General features: G+C 74.3%; 16 protein-coding genes. 9 read left to right on the top strand and 7 right to left on the bottom strand.

Annotated elements, in window-relative coordinates; translation table 11 throughout:
• The first annotated feature begins 34 nt into the window (after positions 1-34).
• On the top strand, positions 35-727 hold the full coding sequence (locus ACQ5SO_RS01330) for a VPLPA-CTERM sorting domain-containing protein (protein ID WP_430939764.1): 693 nt from the start codon (positions 35-37) through the stop codon (positions 725-727).
• Between the two features lie 168 nt (positions 728-895).
• Entirely contained in the window at positions 896-1360 is a 465-nt protein-coding gene (locus ACQ5SO_RS01325) for a nucleoside deaminase (RefSeq protein ID WP_430939763.1), read from the top strand.
• A gap of 637 nt (positions 1361-1997) precedes the next feature.
• Here the strand turns inward: ACQ5SO_RS01325 and ACQ5SO_RS01320 are convergent.
• Entirely contained in the window at positions 1998-2669 is a 672-nt protein-coding gene (locus ACQ5SO_RS01320) for a metal-dependent hydrolase (protein WP_430939762.1), read from the bottom strand.
• Between the two features lie 150 nt (positions 2670-2819).
• Here ACQ5SO_RS01320 and ACQ5SO_RS01315 point away from each other — a divergent pair, with 150 nt between their 5' ends.
• The 4 genes from ACQ5SO_RS01315 to gatA all read left to right on the top strand — a co-directional run bounded on the left by ACQ5SO_RS01315 (position 2820) and on the right by gatA (position 7018).
• Complete coding sequence (locus tag ACQ5SO_RS01315) at positions 2820-3491, top strand: hypothetical protein (RefSeq protein WP_430939761.1); 672 nt, start codon at positions 2820-2822, stop codon at positions 3489-3491.
• A 77-nt stretch (positions 3492-3568) separates the two neighbouring features.
• On the top strand, positions 3569-3856 hold the full coding sequence (gatC, locus tag ACQ5SO_RS01310; protein WP_430939760.1) for an Asp-tRNA(Asn)/Glu-tRNA(Gln) amidotransferase subunit GatC: 288 nt from the start codon (positions 3569-3571) through the stop codon (positions 3854-3856).
• Between the two features lie 173 nt (positions 3857-4029).
• Entirely contained in the window at positions 4030-5151 is a 1122-nt protein-coding gene (locus ACQ5SO_RS01305) for a DUF3011 domain-containing protein (protein ID WP_430939759.1), read from the top strand.
• Between the two features lie 379 nt (positions 5152-5530).
• Complete coding sequence (gatA, locus tag ACQ5SO_RS01300) at positions 5531-7018, top strand: Asp-tRNA(Asn)/Glu-tRNA(Gln) amidotransferase subunit GatA (RefSeq protein WP_430939758.1); 1488 nt, start codon at positions 5531-5533, stop codon at positions 7016-7018.
• 85 nt (positions 7019-7103) lie between these two features.
• Here the strand turns inward: gatA and ACQ5SO_RS01295 are convergent, their stop codons facing one another.
• The 6 genes from ACQ5SO_RS01295 to ACQ5SO_RS01270 form a co-directional block, all read right to left on the bottom strand.
• Positions 7104-8012 (bottom strand): hypothetical protein, encoded by a 909-nt coding sequence (locus ACQ5SO_RS01295; protein WP_430939757.1) that lies wholly within the window; start codon positions 8010-8012, stop codon positions 7104-7106.
• A 4-nt stretch (positions 8013-8016) separates the two neighbouring features.
• Positions 8017-9318 (bottom strand): DUF3422 family protein, encoded by a 1302-nt coding sequence (locus ACQ5SO_RS01290; protein ID WP_430939756.1) that lies wholly within the window; start codon positions 9316-9318, stop codon positions 8017-8019.
• 196 nt (positions 9319-9514) lie between these two features.
• Positions 9515-10660 (bottom strand): pyridoxal phosphate-dependent aminotransferase, encoded by a 1146-nt coding sequence (locus ACQ5SO_RS01285; protein WP_430939755.1) that lies wholly within the window; start codon positions 10658-10660, stop codon positions 9515-9517.
• Between the two features lie 129 nt (positions 10661-10789).
• Complete coding sequence (locus tag ACQ5SO_RS01280) at positions 10790-12865, bottom strand: SGNH hydrolase domain-containing protein (protein WP_430939754.1); 2076 nt, start codon at positions 12863-12865, stop codon at positions 10790-10792.
• The gene (locus ACQ5SO_RS01275) at positions 12862-13722 is read right to left on the bottom strand and encodes an FAS1-like dehydratase domain-containing protein (protein ID WP_430939753.1); all 861 of its coding nucleotides are present in this window, start codon (positions 13720-13722) and stop codon (positions 12862-12864) included. The genes ACQ5SO_RS01280 and ACQ5SO_RS01275 overlap by 4 nt, the downstream gene beginning before the upstream one ends.
• 146 nt (positions 13723-13868) lie before the next feature.
• Positions 13869-14462: a hypothetical protein gene (locus ACQ5SO_RS01270; protein ID WP_430939752.1), complete on the bottom strand. Its 594-nt coding sequence runs from the start codon at positions 14460-14462 to the stop codon at positions 13869-13871.
• 346 nt (positions 14463-14808) lie between these two features.
• Here ACQ5SO_RS01270 and gluQRS point away from each other — a divergent pair, with 346 nt between their 5' ends.
• The 3 genes from gluQRS (at position 14809) to ACQ5SO_RS01255 (ending at position 18664) form a co-directional block, all read left to right on the top strand.
• A complete protein-coding gene (gene gluQRS, locus ACQ5SO_RS01265) occupies positions 14809-15759 on the top strand; it encodes a tRNA glutamyl-Q(34) synthetase GluQRS (RefSeq protein ID WP_430939751.1) in 951 nt (316 codons plus the stop codon).
• A 358-nt stretch (positions 15760-16117) separates the two neighbouring features.
• On the top strand, positions 16118-18244 hold the full coding sequence (gene recG / locus ACQ5SO_RS01260; RefSeq protein WP_430939750.1) for an ATP-dependent DNA helicase RecG: 2127 nt from the start codon (positions 16118-16120) through the stop codon (positions 18242-18244).
• Positions 18245-18535: 291 nt separating this feature from the next.
• Positions 18536-18664, top strand: coding sequence for a hypothetical protein (locus ACQ5SO_RS01255; protein WP_430939749.1), 129 nt, complete (start codon positions 18536-18538; stop codon positions 18662-18664).
• Positions 18665-18900 lie beyond the last annotated feature (236 nt).

Genomic DNA, 18900 nt, shown 5'->3' with positions numbered 1-18900 from the left:
CCGGAGATCGCTGGACCACGCCGGAGCCGTTTCGATGAAGAAGACCTTTTCCCTCGCCGCCGCCGCCGCCCTTTTCGCAGGCGCCGCCGCCGCCGCCCCCCTGTCGCCGGTCACCTATTCGATGATCAACGGCGATGGGCAGGCCTCTTTCGGCTCCTTCAACTACTGGGACATCAACTATGACGGCGTCGGCGCGGTCAGCGGGGCCGGCCCCAAGACCTCGGATGGCGAATTCCTGTCGGGCGGCGCCGGCGACCTGACCGACGGGTATATCGAGACGCAGCACTGGAACACGCCCGGGATCGAGAACACCGCGGGGACCGGCCCCTATGTCGGCTGGTATCTCGACAGCCCGGTCATCACCTTCGACTTCGGGACCGACGTGGTGATCGACGAGGTCACCCTGCATTACGACAGCGGGGCCACGGGCGGCGTGAACGCGCCCGCCAGCTTCTCGTTCGGCGTGCAGGGCGGAACCCCGTTCAGCTCCGGGACGCTGTCCAACGTCGCCGGGCCGACCTCCACCACCCTGACCGCGTTGAACGCGGCCGGATCGCTGTTCGAGATGACCATCGTCTCCTCCGGCTCCTGGACCTTCGTGTCCGAGGTGACCTTCCAGGGCTATGTGATCGGCGGGACCGCCGACGTGCCCGTCCCCGCCGCCGCGCCGCTGCTGCTGGGCGCGCTCGGGGCCATGGGGATCGCCGCGCGCCGCCGCCGCGGCTGAGGCGCGCGCACCGCATCCGCCCTCGAAAGGGGAGCGGAGAGGCTGAAGCCTCGGAAGGGACGGCCCCCGGGCCGTCCTTTTTTTCATGCGCGTTTTTTCTGCGTGAGGCGGCGGGGCGGGGCGCGCCGGGCTTCCCCCCCGCCCCGCGCCCGCCTACATCATGGGCGCATGACCGACGCGCCGTTCCGATCCCTGATGCCCGAGGCCCTGGCCGAGGCCCGCGCCGCCGCCGCGCGCGGAGAGACGCCCGTGGGGGCGGTTCTGACCGATTCGTCGGGCCGAATCATCGCCCGCGCCGGGAACCGGGTGCGCGAGCTGCACGACCCCATCGCCCATGCCGAGATCCTGGCGATTCGCGCCGCCTGCGCCGCCGCCGGCTCCGAACGGCTGCCCGGCGCAGTGCTTTGGGTGACGCTCGAGCCCTGCCCCGCCTGCGCCGCCGCCATCGCCGCGGCGCGCATTTCGCGGGTGATTTACGGCGCCGCGGACCCGAAATCGGGTGGAATCGAGCAGGGACCGCGGGTGTTCGACCATCCCCAGTCCCATCACCGCCCCGAGGTGATCGCCGGCGTGGCGGCCGAAGAAAGCGCCGCGCTGCTGCGCGATTTCTTCGAGGAAAAACGATTTCGCTGACGCGGTATCACGTTCGTGTCACGCGCGGACCTGTACCCGTTCTTCATCGAGACGAAAGACGTCCTCTCGCCCCGCCTCGCTGAGGAAGCGTGGGGAGGCGGGGAGAGAGACGGGCCCGGAAGACGCGCCGTTCCCGCGCGTCCATGGGCGGTCCCGCGCCTCAAAAGCGCGGCGTCGCGGCCTTCTGGGGAGGTCCGCGACAGTTCGGTCCGGGGGCGGGTGATGGGGATCCCGCCCCCAGGCCGGGCGACAAGGTCGACGCCGCCGCATGGAGTTCGCATGCGGAAGTCCCGGCGCCCGACCGCTGAAAGGGTCTCGTTGTGGAAGTCGTCGCCGCTGGGGAGCGGGCGTCTTCCATGCCCCCGGGGGAGCGCACGCCCCCGGGGGCCCTCCCTCCCCGGTCGAGGCTTTGACGACACGCCTTTTTCTTCGCCGCACCGGCCCCCTCCCGGCCATCAGCGGCTTGACCGATTGGGTTGCACGCCGTCTTCCAGGCACGGGGAACGGCATATTTGAGAACGAAGCGCCCCGGGGCCGCCGGAGACCTCTCCGGCCGCGCCCGGGGCGTCTTTCGTTGCGGCGCGCGCCGCGCCCGCCTGCGCCGGGCGGGGGCGCTTGCCCCGCCCGGCGGGCGCGATCAGAACTCTTGCGGCGCCATCACGTCCATCTCCACCACGTCGACGCCCGGCAGGCCGTCCTTCATCACCTGCGCCGACTGCTCGAGGATCGGGAAGGTCTTGTAGTGGCAGGGGATGACCGTCTTGAAGTTGAAGAAGGTCTTCGCCGCATAGGTCGCGCGCTTCATGTCCATGGTGAAATGGCCGCCGGCGCAGAGGATGCCGATCTCGGGCTGGTGCAGCGCCTCGAACACGCCCATGTCGGCGGTCACGTCGGTGTCGCCCGAGAAATAGATGGTGCGGCCCGCGTGCGAGATCATGAAGCCCGCCTCGGACCCCGCGCCCTCGCCATAGGAATGGACGGCGTTGACCATGGTCACCGCGACGTCGCCGAGCATCACCGTGCCGCCCTTGTTGAAGCCGATCGCCTCGAGGCCCGTGGCTTCGGACAGCTTGCCCGCGGCGTCGTAGATGCAGACGGGCGGCGCGCCGGTCGCCTTGCAGACCTCGGCCGCGTCGTTGATGTGGTCGAAATGGCCGTGGCTGATCAGCACATGGGTCGCGCCCGCCACCGCCTCGTCGAACTTCGCCTCGTCGAAGCTGGGATTGCCGCGCAGCCAGGGGTCGATCAGCAGGACCTGGTCGCCGATCTCGATGCGGAAGCCGGAATGGCCCAGCCAGGTGATCTTCATTTGAACTCTCCATCGTGGAAATGTTTTCCGCGGCAAGGGCATGGCCCCTGCGCGCCCGCGGCCTATCATGCCGGGGAACGCGGCGCGGGCAAGCCCGGCGACGTGAAGGGCGGGTGAAACCCGGTTGAACCTCTCTGAAAGGGCGCGGGCATGGAGACCATCGACAGCTATTGCGAACGCCTGGGTCCCGGGTTCTGGGCCGAGCCGCTGAACGCGCTGAGCAACCTCTCGTTCATCATCTGCGCGCTGGTCGCCTGGCGGATCGCGCGCCGGGCGGGGCGCAGCGGCGATTACGCGGTGCGCGCGCTGGTGGGGACCGAGCTGGTGATCGGCGTCGGGTCCTTCCTGTTCCACACCTTCGCCACCCGCTGGGCGGCGGCGGCGGACGTGATCCCGATCCTGGTCTTCATCCTGTTCTACATCCATTTCGCCACCACCCGCTTCTTCGGCGCCCCGGCCTGGGGCGGCCTCGTTGCGGTGGCGGCGTTCTTTCCCACGGCGGCGGGGCTGGGCGCGGCGATAAGGGCTGTGCTGGGGCCGCTCAACGGCTCGGCGGGCTATGGCGCGGTGCTGCTGGTGATCGTCGGCTATGGCGCGGCGGCGCTGAAGACGGCGCGCAGCGCGGTGGGGAGGGACCTGCTGATCGGGGCGGGGATGCTGTTCGTCTCGCTGGTGTTCCGCACGCTCGACGATCAGCACGGGCCGGTCTGCGCGGCGCTGCCCATCGGCACGCACTGGGCCTGGCACCTGCTGAACGGCGTGATGCTGGCCTGGATGACCGTCATCATCGTGCGCCACGGGGCGCTGAAGCGGGCGGACTGACGCCCGCTTGCGCCGCGCCCCTGCCCGCGCTATCCCACCCGCAAGACCTGTCCACCGCTTCCCCGGAGCCTGCGCCCATGACCATCGACAAGGCCACCGCCGCCCGCGTCGCCCATCTCGCCCGCATCCGGGTCGAGGACGCGCAGCTCGAGCCGCTGGCCGCCGATCTCGGCAAGATCCTCGACTTCATGGAGCAGCTCGGCGAGGTCGACGTGGAGGGCGTGGAGCCGATGACCTCGGTCACCCCGATGGCGCTGAAGCGGCGCAAGGACGAGGTGACCGACGGCGGCATCCAGGACAAGGTGCTGGCCAACGCGCCCGACGCGCGCGACGGGTTCTTCACCGTCCCGAAAGTGGTCGAGTAAGGGGAACGCCCCTGCCGCGCCTGGTGAAACGCCGCCCCCCGGGGCGGCGTTTCGCTTTTCGGGCCGCCATTTTCCCGCCACGCGCATTTCACCCCACCGCCCCGAGCGGCGCGTTATCATGCCCGCCCGCGGCGTCCCGCCGCGGCCGCAGACCTGACGCCAGGAGGACCAGAATGCGCGCCCTCGCCCCCGCCCTATCCGCCCTTCCGGCCGCCCTCGCGACCCTCGCCCTCGCGGCGTTCGGAAGCGCCGCCCTGCCCGACCCCGCCGCCGCCCAGCGGGCCGAGACGCGGGAGCTGACCTGCAATTCCTCGGATTTCGGCGAGAAGCTCTGCCCCGCGGGCGGCCGCGTGCGCAGCGCGGTGCTGATCGACCAGCGCTCCCGCGCCCGCTGCATCGAGGGCGCGTCCTGGGGCGTGCGGGGCGATTCCGTCTGGGTCTCCCAGGGCTGCCGGGCGGCGTTCCGGGTGATCGTGGATCCGGGCCGGCGCGGCGGCGTGATCGGCATCCCCGAGCTGCGGGGCGGCGAGGTGGCCTGCAATTCCAACGACTACGCAAGGCGGCGCTGCGAGATCCCGCTGGGCGCCAACTGGGTGCGGCTCGAGGAACGCCGCTCCAACGCCGCCTGCGTCTGGGGCGAAAGCTGGGGCGCGCGGCCGGGCGAGGTCTGGGTGGATCGCGGCTGCGCGGGGCGCTTCGGCTACCGCGCCGCGCGCGCGCGGCCCGCGGGCGGCGGCTGGGAGGAGCTGCGCCTGCGGGACCGCGACGACGACCGGCGGGATGACCGACGCGACGACGGGCGCGACGACCGGCGCGACGATGGCGGCGTCTGGCGCGCCCCGGGCGAGGACGGCGTGTGGCGCGAAGGCCCCCGCCGCGCCCCCGCCCCGGCCCCGCGCCCGCGCCGCGACGACTGGGACGATGACTGGGACGACGACCGGCGCGACGACGGGCGGCGCGCGGACGGCGTGATCTCGTTGATCCCCGGCGTGCAGATCATCATCGGCGGCGGCGAGCGCGACGACGACCGCTATGACAACCGCGCCGAGCGGTTCGAGCGGCGCGAGATGCGCCGCGCCATCCGCGCCTGCCGCCGGTTCGCCGAGGACAACCCCGACCGGCTCGACGCCTTCTGGGTCGAGGCCGCCTCCGCCCGCGACTTCCGGATCGAATCCGTGGGCCAGGCCTGGCGGGTCGAGGGCCCGTTCACCGCCTGGCGCCGGGGGCGGGAGACGCTGGAATACGCGAGCTGCCGGGTCCGCGACGGGGTGATCACCGCCTTCCGCCGGCGCTGAGGCCGCTTCCGCGCCTTGCGCCGCCGCCGGCCGCCGGCGCGACGCCTGCCCGGGCGCGGGCCGGCGGGCGAGCGGGGGCCCTGCGCCCCCCGAGCCCGGCGGCCCTCCCCTCGCCGACCGGGGGGCGGATCCGGCCGCTCGGGGGGGCCGCGCCCCCCGCTCGCGACCGGAGGGCGGCCGGGGGCCGCCCGCGCCCCGAACCGCCGCCACGCCTTTCCCCCCGCGTTTCGCCGCCGCGCCCTGCGCCGCCCGGGTTGAAGCCGCCCCCGCGCCCCGCTATCACCGGCGGCTGAGACCCGCGCGCGCGGGGCTTTCGCGGGGCCGCCCCCCGCGGCGGCCCGGGCGCCGCGCCGACACGCATTCATCACAGGCGGCCGACATGTCCGAACTCACCCGACTGACCATCGCCGAGGCCCGCGACCGGCTGCGCGCCGGGGACGTCACGGCGGCCGAGCTGACCGAGGCCAGCCTCGCCGCCATCGACGCCGCGGACGCGCTCGGGGCCGTCACCGCGAAGACGCCCGAAAAGGCGCGCGAGATGGCCGCCGCCGCGGATGCGCGCCTCAAGGCCGGGGACGCGCCGGACCTCTGCGGCATCCCCCTCGGGATCAAGGACCTGTTCTGCACCGAGGGCGTCGCCAGCCAGGCCGCGTCCAACATCCTCTCCGGCTTCGTGCCGCCTTACGAATCCACCGTCACCACCCAGCTCTGGGACCAGGGCGCGGTGATGGTCGGCAAGCTGAACATGGATGAGTTCGCCATGGGCTCGTCGAACGAAACCTCGTGCTACGGGAACGCCGTGAACCCGTGGCGGGCCGAGGGCTCGGACAAGGCGCTGACCCCGGGCGGGTCCTCGGGCGGCTCGGCGGCGGCGGTGGCCGCGGAGCTGTGCCTCGGGGCCACCGGCACCGACACCGGCGGGTCGATCCGCCAGCCCGCCGCCTTCACCGGCATCACCGGTGTGAAGCCGACCTATGGGCGCTGCTCGCGCTTCGGCATCGTCGCCTTCGCCTCCTCGCTCGACCAGGCGGGGCCGATGACCAAGACCGTGCGCGACTCCGCCATCATGCTGCGCGCCATGGCCGGGCATGACCCCAAGGACAGCACCTCCGCCGACATCCCCGTCCCGGATTTCGAGGCGATGCTGACAGGCGACATCCGCGGCAAGAAGATCGGCATCCCGAAGGAATACAAGATCGACGGGATGCCGGAGGAGATCGACGCCCTCTGGCATCGCGGCGCCGAGATGCTGCGCGACGCGGGGGCCGAGGTGGTCGACATCTCGCTGCCCCACACCAAGTACGCGCTGCCGGCCTATTACGTGATCGCGCCCGCCGAGGCGTCTTCGAACCTCGCGCGCTATGACGGCGTGCGCTACGGGCGCCGCGCGACGCTGGAGGCCGGGGACGGGATCACCGAGCTCTATGAGAAGACCCGCGCCGAGGGCTTCGGCCCCGAGGTGCAGCGCCGCATCATGATCGGCGCCTATGTCCTCTCCGCCGGGTATTACGACGCCTATTACCTGAAGGCGCAGAAGGTCCGCACCCTGATCAAGCGCGACTTCGAGAACGTCTTCGCGGACGGCGTGGACGCGATCCTGACCCCCGCCACCCCCTCGGCGGCCTTCGGGCTCGGGGACATGAAGGACGCGGACCCGGTCGAGATGTACATGCAGGACGTCTTCACCGTGACGGTGAACCTGGCGGGCCTGCCGGGCGTCTCGGTCCCCGCGGGCCTGTCGAAGACCGGCCTGCCGCTGGGCCTGCAGCTGATCGGGCGGCCCTGGGAAGAGGGCGAGATGATGAACATCGCCAGCGTCATCGAGACCGCCGCGGGCTTCCAGGCGAAGCCCGGCAAGTGGTGGTGAGCGCGCAGCAAGGCTGACCCGCGGGGCTGACATGCGAAAGGGGAGGGGCCCGGCCCCTCCCCTTTTTTCATGCGTGGACGCGGCGTCATTCGATGCCGAGGATCCAGCCTTCCTCGCGCGCGGCGATCCAGGCCTCGGCCTCGGACAACCCGGCGGGCCGGGCGAACAGCCCCTCCAGCGCCCCGGCCCGGTCCAGCGCCGAGAACCGCTCTGCGAGGAAGCGCACCTGGGCCACGTCGCGAATCTCCTCCGGGCCCCGGGCCGCCTCGATGGCCGAGGCCCAGAGCGAGGGGAAGATCTCGGCCAGCGTCACCGGGGCGTCGGGTTGCACGAAGCCGCCCTCGAACGGCCAGACCGCCACCGACCCGGCAAGGCCAGGGGCCTGGCGCAGCCCCTCCAGCGCCTTGACGCCCAGCAGCGCCTGGCTGCCGACCGAGCCGGGATAGGCCAGCTTCCACACCGGCTGCGCCTGGCCGTCGGCGCCCGGCATCGTGCGGGCGTGGGTCTCGCATAGGCGCAGCTCCGGCGGATGGTCGGGATGGCCCGGCCCCTTCTTCGGCGACAGCCCGTCATAGCGCCGGCCCTGCGGGTGGCCCCAGAACGGCCCCTCGCCGGGGAAGGCGTCGTTCAGCGCCGCGGCGGCGTCGAAGCGGTTGGACCGGTTGGACCCGGCGTCGTCCTCGATCACCTCGGAGAGACGGCGCCAGAGCGCCAGCGCATCGGGCCGCCCCGCCAGCGCAAAGGCGGCGCCGACCGGGTAGCCGAAGGCGAAGTCGAACCCCGCCAGCATCCGCCCGCCCTCGGCGATCGTCTTGCGGGCGAGCCCTGCGACCCAGCCCATGCAGTCGGCCCGGGTGCGGAAATAGAAGGTCTCGCAGCCATCGGCGTCGGCAAGCCCGGCATGGATCGCGTCCTTGACCGGACGGGCCGCCGACGGCCCGTCCGCCGCCGACCAGTCCACCATCACGATGCGGGAGAAGCGCGCCTCGGCCATGCCCCTAGTGCCCCAGCTTCTTCTTCATCCGCCGCAGGAAGATCCCCACGCAGATCACCACCGGCGGCACCAGCAGCGCCGTCACATAGGCCTTGTCGAGCCCCACCGACTTGCCCAGCGGCCCCAGCGTATAGGCGCAGAGCGAGACCGCGTAGTAGGAGATGGCGACGATGGACAGGCCCTCGACCGTCTCCTGCAGCCGCAGCTGGGTCTCGGCGCGCTTGTCCATGCTCTCGAGCAGCGCCTGGTTCTGCTGGGCGATGTCGACCTCGACCCGCGTGCGCAGCAGGTTGGCGATGCGCGCGGCGCGGTCGGACAGGTCCGAGAGCCGCCGCTCCGCCGCCTCGCAGGTGCGCATGGCGGGCTTGTAGCGGCGCAGCATGAACTCGCCCATCGTCTGGCGCCCGTTCAGCCGCGCCTCGCGCAGCACCGCGATGCGTTCGTCCACGATGGCGGCATAGGCGCGGGCGGCGCCGAAGCGGAAGGCGGCCTCGGCGCTCATCCGCTCGATCTCGGCCGACAGGTCCGTCAGCTGCGCCAGCACCTCGCGCCCCGCCTGGTCGTCGGCGGCGAGGTGCTGCGCCAGGGCCGTCAGCTCGCGGTCGATCTCGGCCAGGCGGCGCGAGACGCGGCGGGCGACGGGAAGGGTGAGCATGGAGACCGACTTGTAGGTCTCCACCTCCAGCAGGCGCTGCACGGCGCGGCCGAGGCGCCGGGGGCCGAGCCCCTCGGGCGCCACGACGGCGATGCGCGTCAGCCCGTCCTCGTGCACCCGGAAATCGCTGCCCGCGGCGGCGTCGTCCCCGAGGATGCGGGCCGCGGCGAAGCTTTCGCGCACGAAATGATCGCCGAACCGCTCGGGCAGGATCTGCGCCGCGGCGGCGATGTCCGGCGCGGCGGCGACCTCCACCAGGCTCGCCGACACCACCACCCCCGGCGCGGCCTCGAGCCAGTCGCGCGGCAGCAGCGACAGCGGCGCGCCGTCGAAGGGCTTCTCGCCCGCGCCGTCGAGGAACAGCGTGTAGGTGACGAACTCGGTATGCCGTTCCCATTTCAGCATCCCGCGGCCGACCGGGCCCATCCAGTGATCGGCGCCCGGCGCCGGGTGGGCGGCGCCGAAGCGGTCGATCAGGTCCACGAGATGCGCGCGGTCGAGCGCGGGGTCCCGTTCAGCGGCCTGCTGGGGCTGCTTGAAGGCGACCTGGACGGCGCGGCAGGGCGCGCGCAGCTCGGGGAACGGCCGGGCGTGCAGCTCGTTGGCGAGGGGGATGCGGTTCTCGTGCTGCCGCGGCAGGCGGGTGCTCATCAGGGTCGTGTCCCGGGCGTAAGAAGGCGGTCCGGCGACGATGCAGGGCCGGGCGGCGGCGGCGAAAGGCGGCATGGGCGCGCAGAAGCGGCGCTTGCTGCAGTGCAAACATGGCTTGCGGCAGGGGCGGGGCCGCGGGCGCGGCCGGGTGGAAAGGGGGCGACCGGCGCGCGCCAGACGCCCCCGTCGCGGCGGCTCAGCCCGGCAGGGCCGCCGCCGCGTCCGCCAGCGCGCCGGGCAGCGCCTCGGCGAAGGCGTCGAGGTCGGCGTCGGTTCCGGCGGAGACCCGGATGCAGCGGTCCTGCGGCGCCACGAAGGGCATGCGCACGAACACGTCCCGCGCGATCAGGCCGCCCAGCACGGCGCGGGCGAAGTCCCCGCCCCGCCCGCAATCGACGGCGACGAAGTTCGCCGCCGAGGGCAGCGCCGAGAGGCCGTTCGCCGCGGCGATGGCGCCGATCCGGTCCCGCGCCGCGGCGATGCGGGCCACGGTCTGCGCGGCGTAGTCGGCATCGGCCAGCGCCGCCAGCGCGCCGACCTGGCCGACGCGGTTGATGCCGAAATGGTTGCGCACCTTCTCGAACGCCCGGATCACACCCGCCTCGCCGATGGCATAGCCGATGCGGGCGCCCGCCATCCCGTGCACCTTCGAGAAGGTGCGCATCCGGATCACCCGCGGATCGTTCGGGTCGATCGGCGGCATCGTCCCCTCGGGGGCGCATTCGGCATAGGCCTCGTCGAGGATCAGCAGGCAGCCATCGGGCACGCCCTCGATCATCCGCTGCACCGTGGCGGCGTCGTGCCAGGATCCCATCGGGTTGTCGGGGTTGGCGAAATAGACCAGCGGCGCGCCCGTCTGCCGCGCCGCGGCCAGCAGCGCATCGGGGTCTTCGTGGTCCCCGGCATAGGGGACCTTGACCGCCTGCCCGCCGAAGCCCGCCACGTGGTAGAGGAAGGTCGGGTAGGCGCCGTCCGAGGTGACGATGGGCGTGCCCGCCTCGGTCACCAGCCGCACGATGAGGCCGAGGAGCCCGTCGATCCCCTCGCCGATCACCACGTTCTGCGGCGTCACGCCGTGATGGGCGGCCAGCGCCTCGCGCAGCTCGTAGCTTTCGGGGTCGGCGTATTTCCAGATCCCCGCGCGCAGCTCCGCCTCCATCGCCGCGAGGGCGCGGGGCGAGGGGCCGAACACGCTTTCATTGGCGCCGATGCGGGCGCGGAAGGGGCGGGACCGGGCGCGTTCCTGCGCCTCGGGGCCGACGAAGGGGACCGAGGCGGGCAGCGACTGCGCCAGGGGCGTGAAGCGGGGGCCGCGGGCGGAGAGGGCGGGGGCGTCGGACATGGCGGGCTCCGGGAAAGCTTGGATCGGGCGGAGCGGCGCCATGCGGCGCGCGCGCGGGAGGCGCATCTCGCCGCAGATGGGCGCCGGGGTCAATCCAAAGCGCGCCGCCGCGGCGCCGGGCGCAGGCGTTCAGCGCGGGGTCGAGACCTCGAACACCTGCGCGAGGGCCGGCGCGGCCAGCATCGCCCCCGCGGCGGTCGGCAGCGCGTCGTCGCGATAGAGCGGCGCGCCGGTCTCGTCCTCGAGCAGGCAGGCGCTGGCCCGCGGGCCCTTGTCCGGGTCCAGCGGGCACCAGGCGTCGAGCAGGTCGACATAGACCGTCCCCGGCGGCATCGCCGCGGCGGCGCGCAGCAACAGCGCCGTCTCGGCCCGGTAGGCGGCGCGGCTGGGCGCGGGCGGCAGGGGCGTGCCGAAGCGTTCCCGCCGCAGCCGCGCGGCCCCGAGATCGAACGCCAGCGTCGGCGGCGGCGGCAGCACGATCACCTGCAGGCCCGCGTCATGCGCCGCCTCGGCCGCCGCCACCAGCTGCAGCGCGCCGCCGGGATCGCGGGCCATCGCGCGCGCGAACCCGCCCGAGAGCACCACCATCCGCCCCCCCGCCTCGGCCGCCATCTTCGGGGCGGCGGCGACCATCGCCGCGCAGTCCTCGGACGCGTTCGGGCCGATGAAGGGCGGGCAGCCGGGGCGCGCCAGCGACAGGCCCCGCAGCCCCGCCCGCGTCGCCGCTGCGGCCACGCCCGGCAGCGCCGCCAGCGCCGCCCCGTCGCCCCACAGCGCCACCCGCGCGGGCGCGAGCGCGCCGCGCAGGCCGACGCCGTCATAGGGGTTCTCGATCCCCACCCCGAAATCGCAGCCGGGGAAGAGGGGAGAGGCGGCGCAGCGCTCCTCGTCGAACGGGGGGGCGGCGGCCTCGAGCACCGCCAGCGCCCCGGGCGACAGCCGCTGCGGCGCCCCGCCCGAGCGCAGGCCCTGCCAGCCGGTGAAGACCAGCGCCGCGGCGCAGAGAAGGCCGAGCCCGGCGCCGACGCCCCAGCGCATCCGGCGACGCAGCGCCGCCAGCGCCCCGCCGACGGTCAGCGCGGCAAGGGCGGCGGCGGCGAGCGGCAGGCCGAGCGCCGCGCCCTCGCCGCGCACCGAGACCGCCAGCGCCGCCGCGGCGGGCAGCCAGAGCCACAGCCCCCAGGCGTTCCGGCCCAGCGCCGCCAGCGGGCGCAGCGACAGGATCCGCGCCACCGGCCCGCGCCCCTCGGCCATCAGGATCAGCGCCGCCCCCGCCACCGGCGCCAGCGACGGAAAGCCCGGCGCCCCCGACGGGCCCGGCGACCAGGCCAGCGCCACGCCCAGCAGCGCCGCCCCCGCGATCCCGGCGGCCCCGGCGATGCGGGGGCGCAGCTCCGGCCCCGCTCCCGCGGCCACCAGGGCGCCGGTCAGAACCTCCCAGCCGCGCGCGGCGGCCGAGGTATAGGCGAGGCCCCCGGGGGCCGCCTGGACGGCGTAGGCGAAGCTCGCCGCCAGCAGCAGCGACAGGAGCGCCGGGAAGCCCTGCGGCATCCGCGGGGCGGCGACGGCCGTCAGCAGCGCCAGCGCCGCCAGCAGCTGCGCCGCCGCCGCCGGGGCCCAGAGATGCGCGAGCGGCAGCGCCCCCGCCGGGGCCGTCAGCGGCGCGCCCGGGGCCATGGCGATGTTCACCGCCGCCGCGGGCGCGGTCACCAGGGTCATGGAGAAGCGCGCCAGCGCATCCGGCGGCAGCGCCCAGAAGGACAGCGCCGCGATGGCGGCGAGGGCGGCCAGCAGCGGCGGCCAGAACGCCGCCAGCGCCCGGCGGATCAGCGCCGCCCAGGGCATCCGTCCCCCGGCCTGCACCTGCGCCTTCGCCTGCGCCCCGGCCAGGCCGCGCGCGGCGACGAAGCCGAGCAGCACGAACAGCGCGTCGATCCCCGCGAAGCCGCCGGGGAAGGTCATCGGCGCGACGAGATGCGCGATGGCGGCGAGGGCGGCCAGCGCGGCCAGCCCCGGCAGGTCGCTGCGCGGCCCGTCCTGCGCCCCCGGCCCCGCCCCCTGACCGGGCCCATGCGCCGCCTGCGGCCCGTCGATCAGCGCCTGCGCCGCGCGCCTGCGCGCACGCCGCAGGTCCCGCGCCCCCATGGACGCGGCGCGCCCCGGCCGAAGGACGTCGAACCTCCGGTCGCGGCGCCGGTCGCTCATGCGAACCGCGCCTCGCCCTTCATCGCGAGCCGCCCGCCCGGCGCCCGGATCCAGAGCTTCGCGCCATCCCCCTCCGGGGCGCCGCAGACCTCGAAGGGCTGGGTGTGGATCACCGGCGACACCCCGCGGAACGAGAATTCGGCCAGCGCCCGCCCGCTGCATTCGCGCGCGAGATCGGCCATCAGCTGCGCCAGCATCGGGCCATGGACCACCAGCCCGCCATAGCCCTCGGTCTTCGTCGCGTGCGCGAGGTCATAGTGGATGCGGTGCCCGTTGAAGGTCAGCGCCGAGTAGCGGAACAGCAGGGTCGGGTCCGCGGTCATCTCGGTCATCCATTCGCCGCCCGCGGGGGCGTCCGGCGCCTTCGGGGGCGGGGGGCCGTTCGGATCATGCTCCTCGCGGTAGACGAGGTCCTGCTCCTCTTCCACCGCCAGCCCGTCGGGGCCCTCGACCCGGTGCAGCAGGGTCACGAAGGCGAGGCGGCCCGAGCGGCCGTCCTTCAGCGCGGTGTCGAGGATGGTGGAGGTGCGGGTCGCCTCCTGCCCCAGTTTCAGCGGCGCGTGAAAGCGCAGCCGCCCCCCGGCCCACATCCGCCGCGGCAGGCCGAAATCGGGGATGAAGCCGCCGAGCTTCGGGTGCCCGTCGCGGCCGAGCTCGGCGCGCGGCCGGGCCTCGCGGAACAGGATGAAGTGCCAGAGGGGGGGCAGCGCCTCGCCCTCGGCCGGGGCCGGGCCGGGGCGGCCCAGCGTCGCGTGCAGCGCCGCGACCTGCCACGGGTCGACCCGGTCGCGCAGGACCATGGTGGCGCGCGCCCCGGCGGCGTCGGCGTGGAAAGTGCTGTTCGGTCCCGTGGTCATGTCCAAGCCCCCTGTCGTTCCCGGCCGGGGCGGAGGCGCCCGGCCGGGGACCATGTTGCGCCGCCGCCGCGCCGGGCGCCGCGCGGCGCATCGTCCCTGCCGGATCGCGGCATGGACGCCATAACCGGATTGCATGTCCCCCGAGATTACATGTCCCCCAGGGCGCGGAAGTCGATGGCCTTGAAATAGTCGAGCTTCACCTCGGCCGGGGCGTCGCCCTCGACCATCACCAGCACCCGGTTCGCGACCAGCGCCTGCACGTCGCCCTCGGGCGTCTGCACCGCCTTCTGGCGGCCGACGCGGATCACCTTGCCCATGGCGCCCATGGCCGCCGGGTTGCCCAGCATCGCGCCCATCGAGGCGACCATGGCGTTGTCGGCCATCATCTGGATGGTGACCATCGCCCCGTCCGGGGCGGCGTAATCGGCCGAGGCCATGATCCCGCCGCCGAACATCGACGCGGCCATGGCCTGGCCGTCGCCCATCTCGCGCGTCCAGCCGTCCAGCGGCGCGGGCAGGAAGCCCGACAGGCCCTCGGCCTTCTGCTGGGCCAGCAGCTGGGAGGCGAAGTCCAGCTCCTCCTTCGCCAGGGCCACGTCGCCGGCGCGATAGGCCTCGAGCCCGGCCTCGATGGCGTCCTCGACCTCGTCCGCCGCGGCGGGCGCCGCGGAGAGGGCGAGGGGCGCGGCGAAGAGGGCGGCGCGCAGGGCGCGGGCGGCGGGGCGGTGGGCGAAGAGCATGGGTCGGTCCGGTCGTTTGGCGGCCGCGCGCGGGGGCGCGGCGGGGTCTGCGGGGGGCCTGCGCGCGCCCCGCCCCGGCGCGCGAAGGCGGGCGGGGCGGGACAGCGCGGAAGGGATGGGCAGAACGACTTCGCAATTTGTCGAAATCAGGGCGAAGGCGGCGCCGGGCGCTCGCGGCATGCGGGCGCAGGCGGGGACGGGGGCGTCGCCCGTCGTCCCTCCGCGCCGTCCTCCCCCCGCCCCGTCCTTCTTCCGCCCCGTCGTCGCCCCGCCCCGTCCCCCTCCGTCCCCGTCGTCGCCCCCGCCCGGCTGGCGCCGCGCCGCCGCGCCCGCTACACCATCTTGCATGTCCGCCCCCGCCCCCATCCGCGCCCCCGCGCTCCATACCGAGCGGTTCGCGCCCTCGCCCAACGGCCGCCTGCATCTCGGGCACGCCTATTCGGCGATCCTCGCCCATGACGCGGCCCGCGCCGCCGGGGGGCGGTTCCTGCTGCGGATCGAGGATATCGACCGCGCCCGCGCCCGCCCGGAGCACGAGGCGGCGATCTTCCGCGACCTCGCCTGGCTGGGGCTGGCCTGGGACGGGCCGGTGATGCGCCAGTCCGCGCGCGGCCCGGCCTATGCCGCGGCGCTGGCGGCGCTCGGGGCGCGCGGGCTGCTCTATCCCTGCAGCTGCACCCGCCGCGACATCGCCGAGGCGCTGGACGCCCCGCAAGAGGGCGGCGCCCCCGCCCCCGGCCAGGCCCGGACCGGCGTGCCCGGCCCCGACGGGTTCGCCTATCCCGGAACCTGCCGCCCCGCGACCCCGGCGCCCTCGGACGGCGTCCCGCCCGAAGGCGCCGCGCTGCGGCTGAACATGCGCGCGGCGGTGGCGGCGCTCGGCGGCGCCGCGGCGGTGGGCGCGCTGGGCTGGGAGGAACTGGGCGAGGGCCCCGAGGGCCAGGCCGGTCCCCAGCGCCTGTCGCCCGAGGCGCTGGTGGAGCGGGTCGGCGACGTGGTGATCGCGCGCAAGGATTGCGGGACCAGCTATCACCTCTCGGTCACCGTGGACGACGCGGCGCAGGGGGTCACGCACGTGACCCGCGGGCGGGACCTGTTCCACGCCACGCAGGTCCACGTGCTGCTGGAGGCGCTGCTGGGGCTGCCTTCTCCCGCTCGCCGCCACCACCGGCTGATCCGGGACGATGGGGGCAAGCGGCTGGCCAAGCGCGACCGCGCCCAGGGCATCGAGGAGCTGCGGGCCGAGGGCGCGACGCCGCAGGACATCCGCCGCATGGTCGGCCTGCCGCTGGAGTGATCCGCTCCGGCCCGCCAAGCCTCGCCCGCACGGGCAGGACGGCCAGGCTCGGGGGGGCGCAAGGCCCCCGCCCGCCCGCCCGGCCGCGCGTCGCGCGGCGGCGCCCCGTCCCGCCCACTGCGCCTCACGCCTGCCACGCGCGCCCGGCGGCGCAGCCGCCTCCCGCCGCGAATGGGGGCTGGTCCCCCCTGAGCGGCCGGACCCGCCCCCGGGGCGCCCCCTTTCCCCGACCGCGCACCCCGGCCCCCGGGGGCTCAAGGGGGGCCTGCCCCCCTTGTCGGGGGGACCGAGGGGCTTGAGGCCCCCCGCCACGCATACCGCCTTTCCCTTCCCCGCAAGCCGTTGCATTGTCCGCCGCATGACCAAGGGCCGCCCCGAGATTCTGTTCCCCCTCTTCGCCTCGTCCGAGAAGCTGGACGGCGTCGGCCCCAAGGTCGCGAAATCGCTCGAGCGGCTGGACATCACCCGCCCGCGCGACGCGCTGTTCCACCTGCCGCACGGGGCCGTGGACCGGCGGGTGCGCGACGACATCTCGGACGTGCCCGACGGCGCCACCGTCACCGTCATCGCCCATATCCACCGCCACCGCCCGCCGAACGCCCGCGGCCGCCCCTGGCGCGTCGACGCCGAGGCCTGCGGCGAGGACCTGGAGCTGGTCTATTTCCGCGCCAACCAGGGCTGGGTGGACAAGCTGCTGCCGGTCGGCTCGACCCGCCTTATCTCCGGCAAGCTGGAACGCTGGAACGGCCGCGCCCAGATCGCCCATCCCGAGCACGTGATCCCCATCGGCCCCGACGGCCTGCCCGAAGACCCGCTGCCGGATTTCGAGCCGACCTACCCGCTGACCGACGGGGTGACGGGGCGGCTGATGCACAAGGCCTGCGCCTCGGCCCTCGCCATGGCGCCGGACCTGCCGGAATGGATCGACACGGGGCTGAAGAAGAAACATGGCTGGCCGGACTGGCGCGACGCGCTCGCCGCCGCCCATGCGCCGATGTCGGAAGAGGACCTCGCCGCCGCCGCCCCGGCGCGCGAACGGCTGGCCTATGACGAGATGCTCTCGCACCAGCTGGCGCTGTCGCTGGCCCGCCACTCGATGCGGCGCAAGCCGGGGCGGCGGTCCGAGGGCGACGGAAGCCTGCGCGGGAAGGCGGTGCAGGCGCTGCCCTTCAAGCTGACCGGCGCGCAGGAACGCGCGGTGGGCGAGATCGCGCAGGACATGGCCGCCGAGACCCGGATGAACCGGCTGCTGCAGGGGGATGTCGGCTCGGGCAAGACCGCCGTCGCGCTGCTCTCGATGCTGGCGGCGGTGGAGGCCGGGGGCCAGGCGGCGCTGATGGCCCCGACCGAGATCCTCGCGCGCCAGCACCTCGAGAGCCTGGCGCCCATGCTCAGCCCGTTGGGGATCGAGCCGGTGCTGCTCACGGGCCGCGACAAGGGCAAGCTGCGCGAGGCGAAGCTGATGGAGATCGCGGGCGGCGCGCCGATCGTGCTCGGCACCCACGCGCTGTTCCAGAAAGACGTGGGGTTCCGCGACCTGCGCCTTGCGGTGATCGACGAACAGCACCGCTTCGGCGTGCGCCAGCGGATGGACCTGTCGCAGAAGGGGATGCGCCCGGACGTGCTGGTGATGACCGCGACGCCCATTCCCCGGTCCCTCGCGCTGGCGCAGTACGGGGACATGGACGTCTCGGTGCTGGACGAGAAGCCGCCGGGCCGCAAACCCGTCACCACCGCGCTTGTGTCCTCCGAACGGATGGAAGAGGTCGTCGGGCGGCTGGCGAAGGCCCTGCGCGAGGGGCGGCGGGCCTATTGGGTCTGCCCGCTGGTGGAGGAATCCGACACCAAGGACCTGGCGGCGGCGGAGGAACGCGCCCGCGCGCTGCGCCACCTTCTGGGGCCGGAGCTGGAGGACAAGGTGGCCCTGGTCCATGGCCGCATGACGCCCTCCGACAAGGACGCGGCGATGGCGGATTTCATCGCAGGGCGCGCCCAATTGCTGGTCGCCACCACGGTGATCGAGGTCGGGGTCAACGTCCCCGAGGCCACCATCATGGTGATCGAGGGCGCCGACAGCTTCGGGCTGGCGCAGCTGCACCAGCTGCGGGGCCGGGTCGGGCGCGGCTCGGACGCCTCGACCTGCCTGTTGATGTACGACCCGCCGCTGACCGAGGGCGCCCGCGCGCGCCTGACGGTGATGCGCGAGACCGAGGACGGTTTCGTGATCGCCGAGGAGGACCTGCGCCTGCGCGGGGCCGGGGACCTGCTCGGGGTCCAGCAATCGGGGCTGCCGAAATTCCGCATCGCCGACATGGAGGGGCAGGCCGCGCTGATGGCCGTCGCCCAGGACGAGGCGCGGCTGGACGTGGAGCGGCTGGCCGCCGAGGGCGAGGCGTTCTGGGTCACGCCGCGGGGCGAGGCGGTGCGGATCCTGCTGTATTTGATGGAGCGGGACGCGGCGATCGGGCTGCTCGGGGTCGGCTGAGGGCGCGAGTCGCGCGGTGGTCTCCGATTCGGGCGGCGGGCGCGCGTTCCGGGAACGTTCCGCGCTCCGCGGGCGATTCGATGTTCCCCTTGCGTTTCAATGCCTTGAGTCCGCGGGGGCGGTGACGTTCTCTTCACATTCCGCAAATGTTCTTGCTTTCTTCCGATTCGAGTGAGAACGTAATGGCAACAGGGACGGAGCGGAACGCCGCGAACGGCGCGCTCCGAAGCCCCCGAAAGCCAGAAGACCCGCCGCAGAAGAGCCGCAGAAGACAGGATCGGAGACCTCGCCATGACCGCCATCGCCCGCATCGTCCGCGCCGCCGACCGCCTGCCCCGCTATGCCGTCGAGGACGCGATCGGGCTCGCGTTCCTGTGCCTGCTGATCGGCGGCGGCTTCTCGGCCGCGGGCCTGTACTGAGCGCCGCCCGAGCCGTCTGCGCGCCGACCTCCCGCGGGGCGTGAGCGCCCCGCCTCCTCGTTCCCAGACACTCCCGAGATGCGTTCCGCGGGCCGCCTCGCCCGCGCTTCGCCTGCACGCGGTTTCCGGACCTGCCGGTCCTTCGCCCCGCCCGTCCTGTCCCTCGCGACGGGCCGGGGGGCGGCCGCGGGGGTCGCCTGCCTCCGCCTTGCGCCGCGCCGGCGCCAGTTCCACCG

The sequence above is a fragment of the Rhodovulum sp. DZ06 genome, from assembly GCF_050586345.1.
Classification (GTDB): domain Bacteria; phylum Pseudomonadota; class Alphaproteobacteria; order Rhodobacterales; family Rhodobacteraceae; genus JBOCEF01.
Note: the sequence above shows the minus strand (reverse complement) of the source record. Positions and strands in the feature narration are given on the sequence as shown.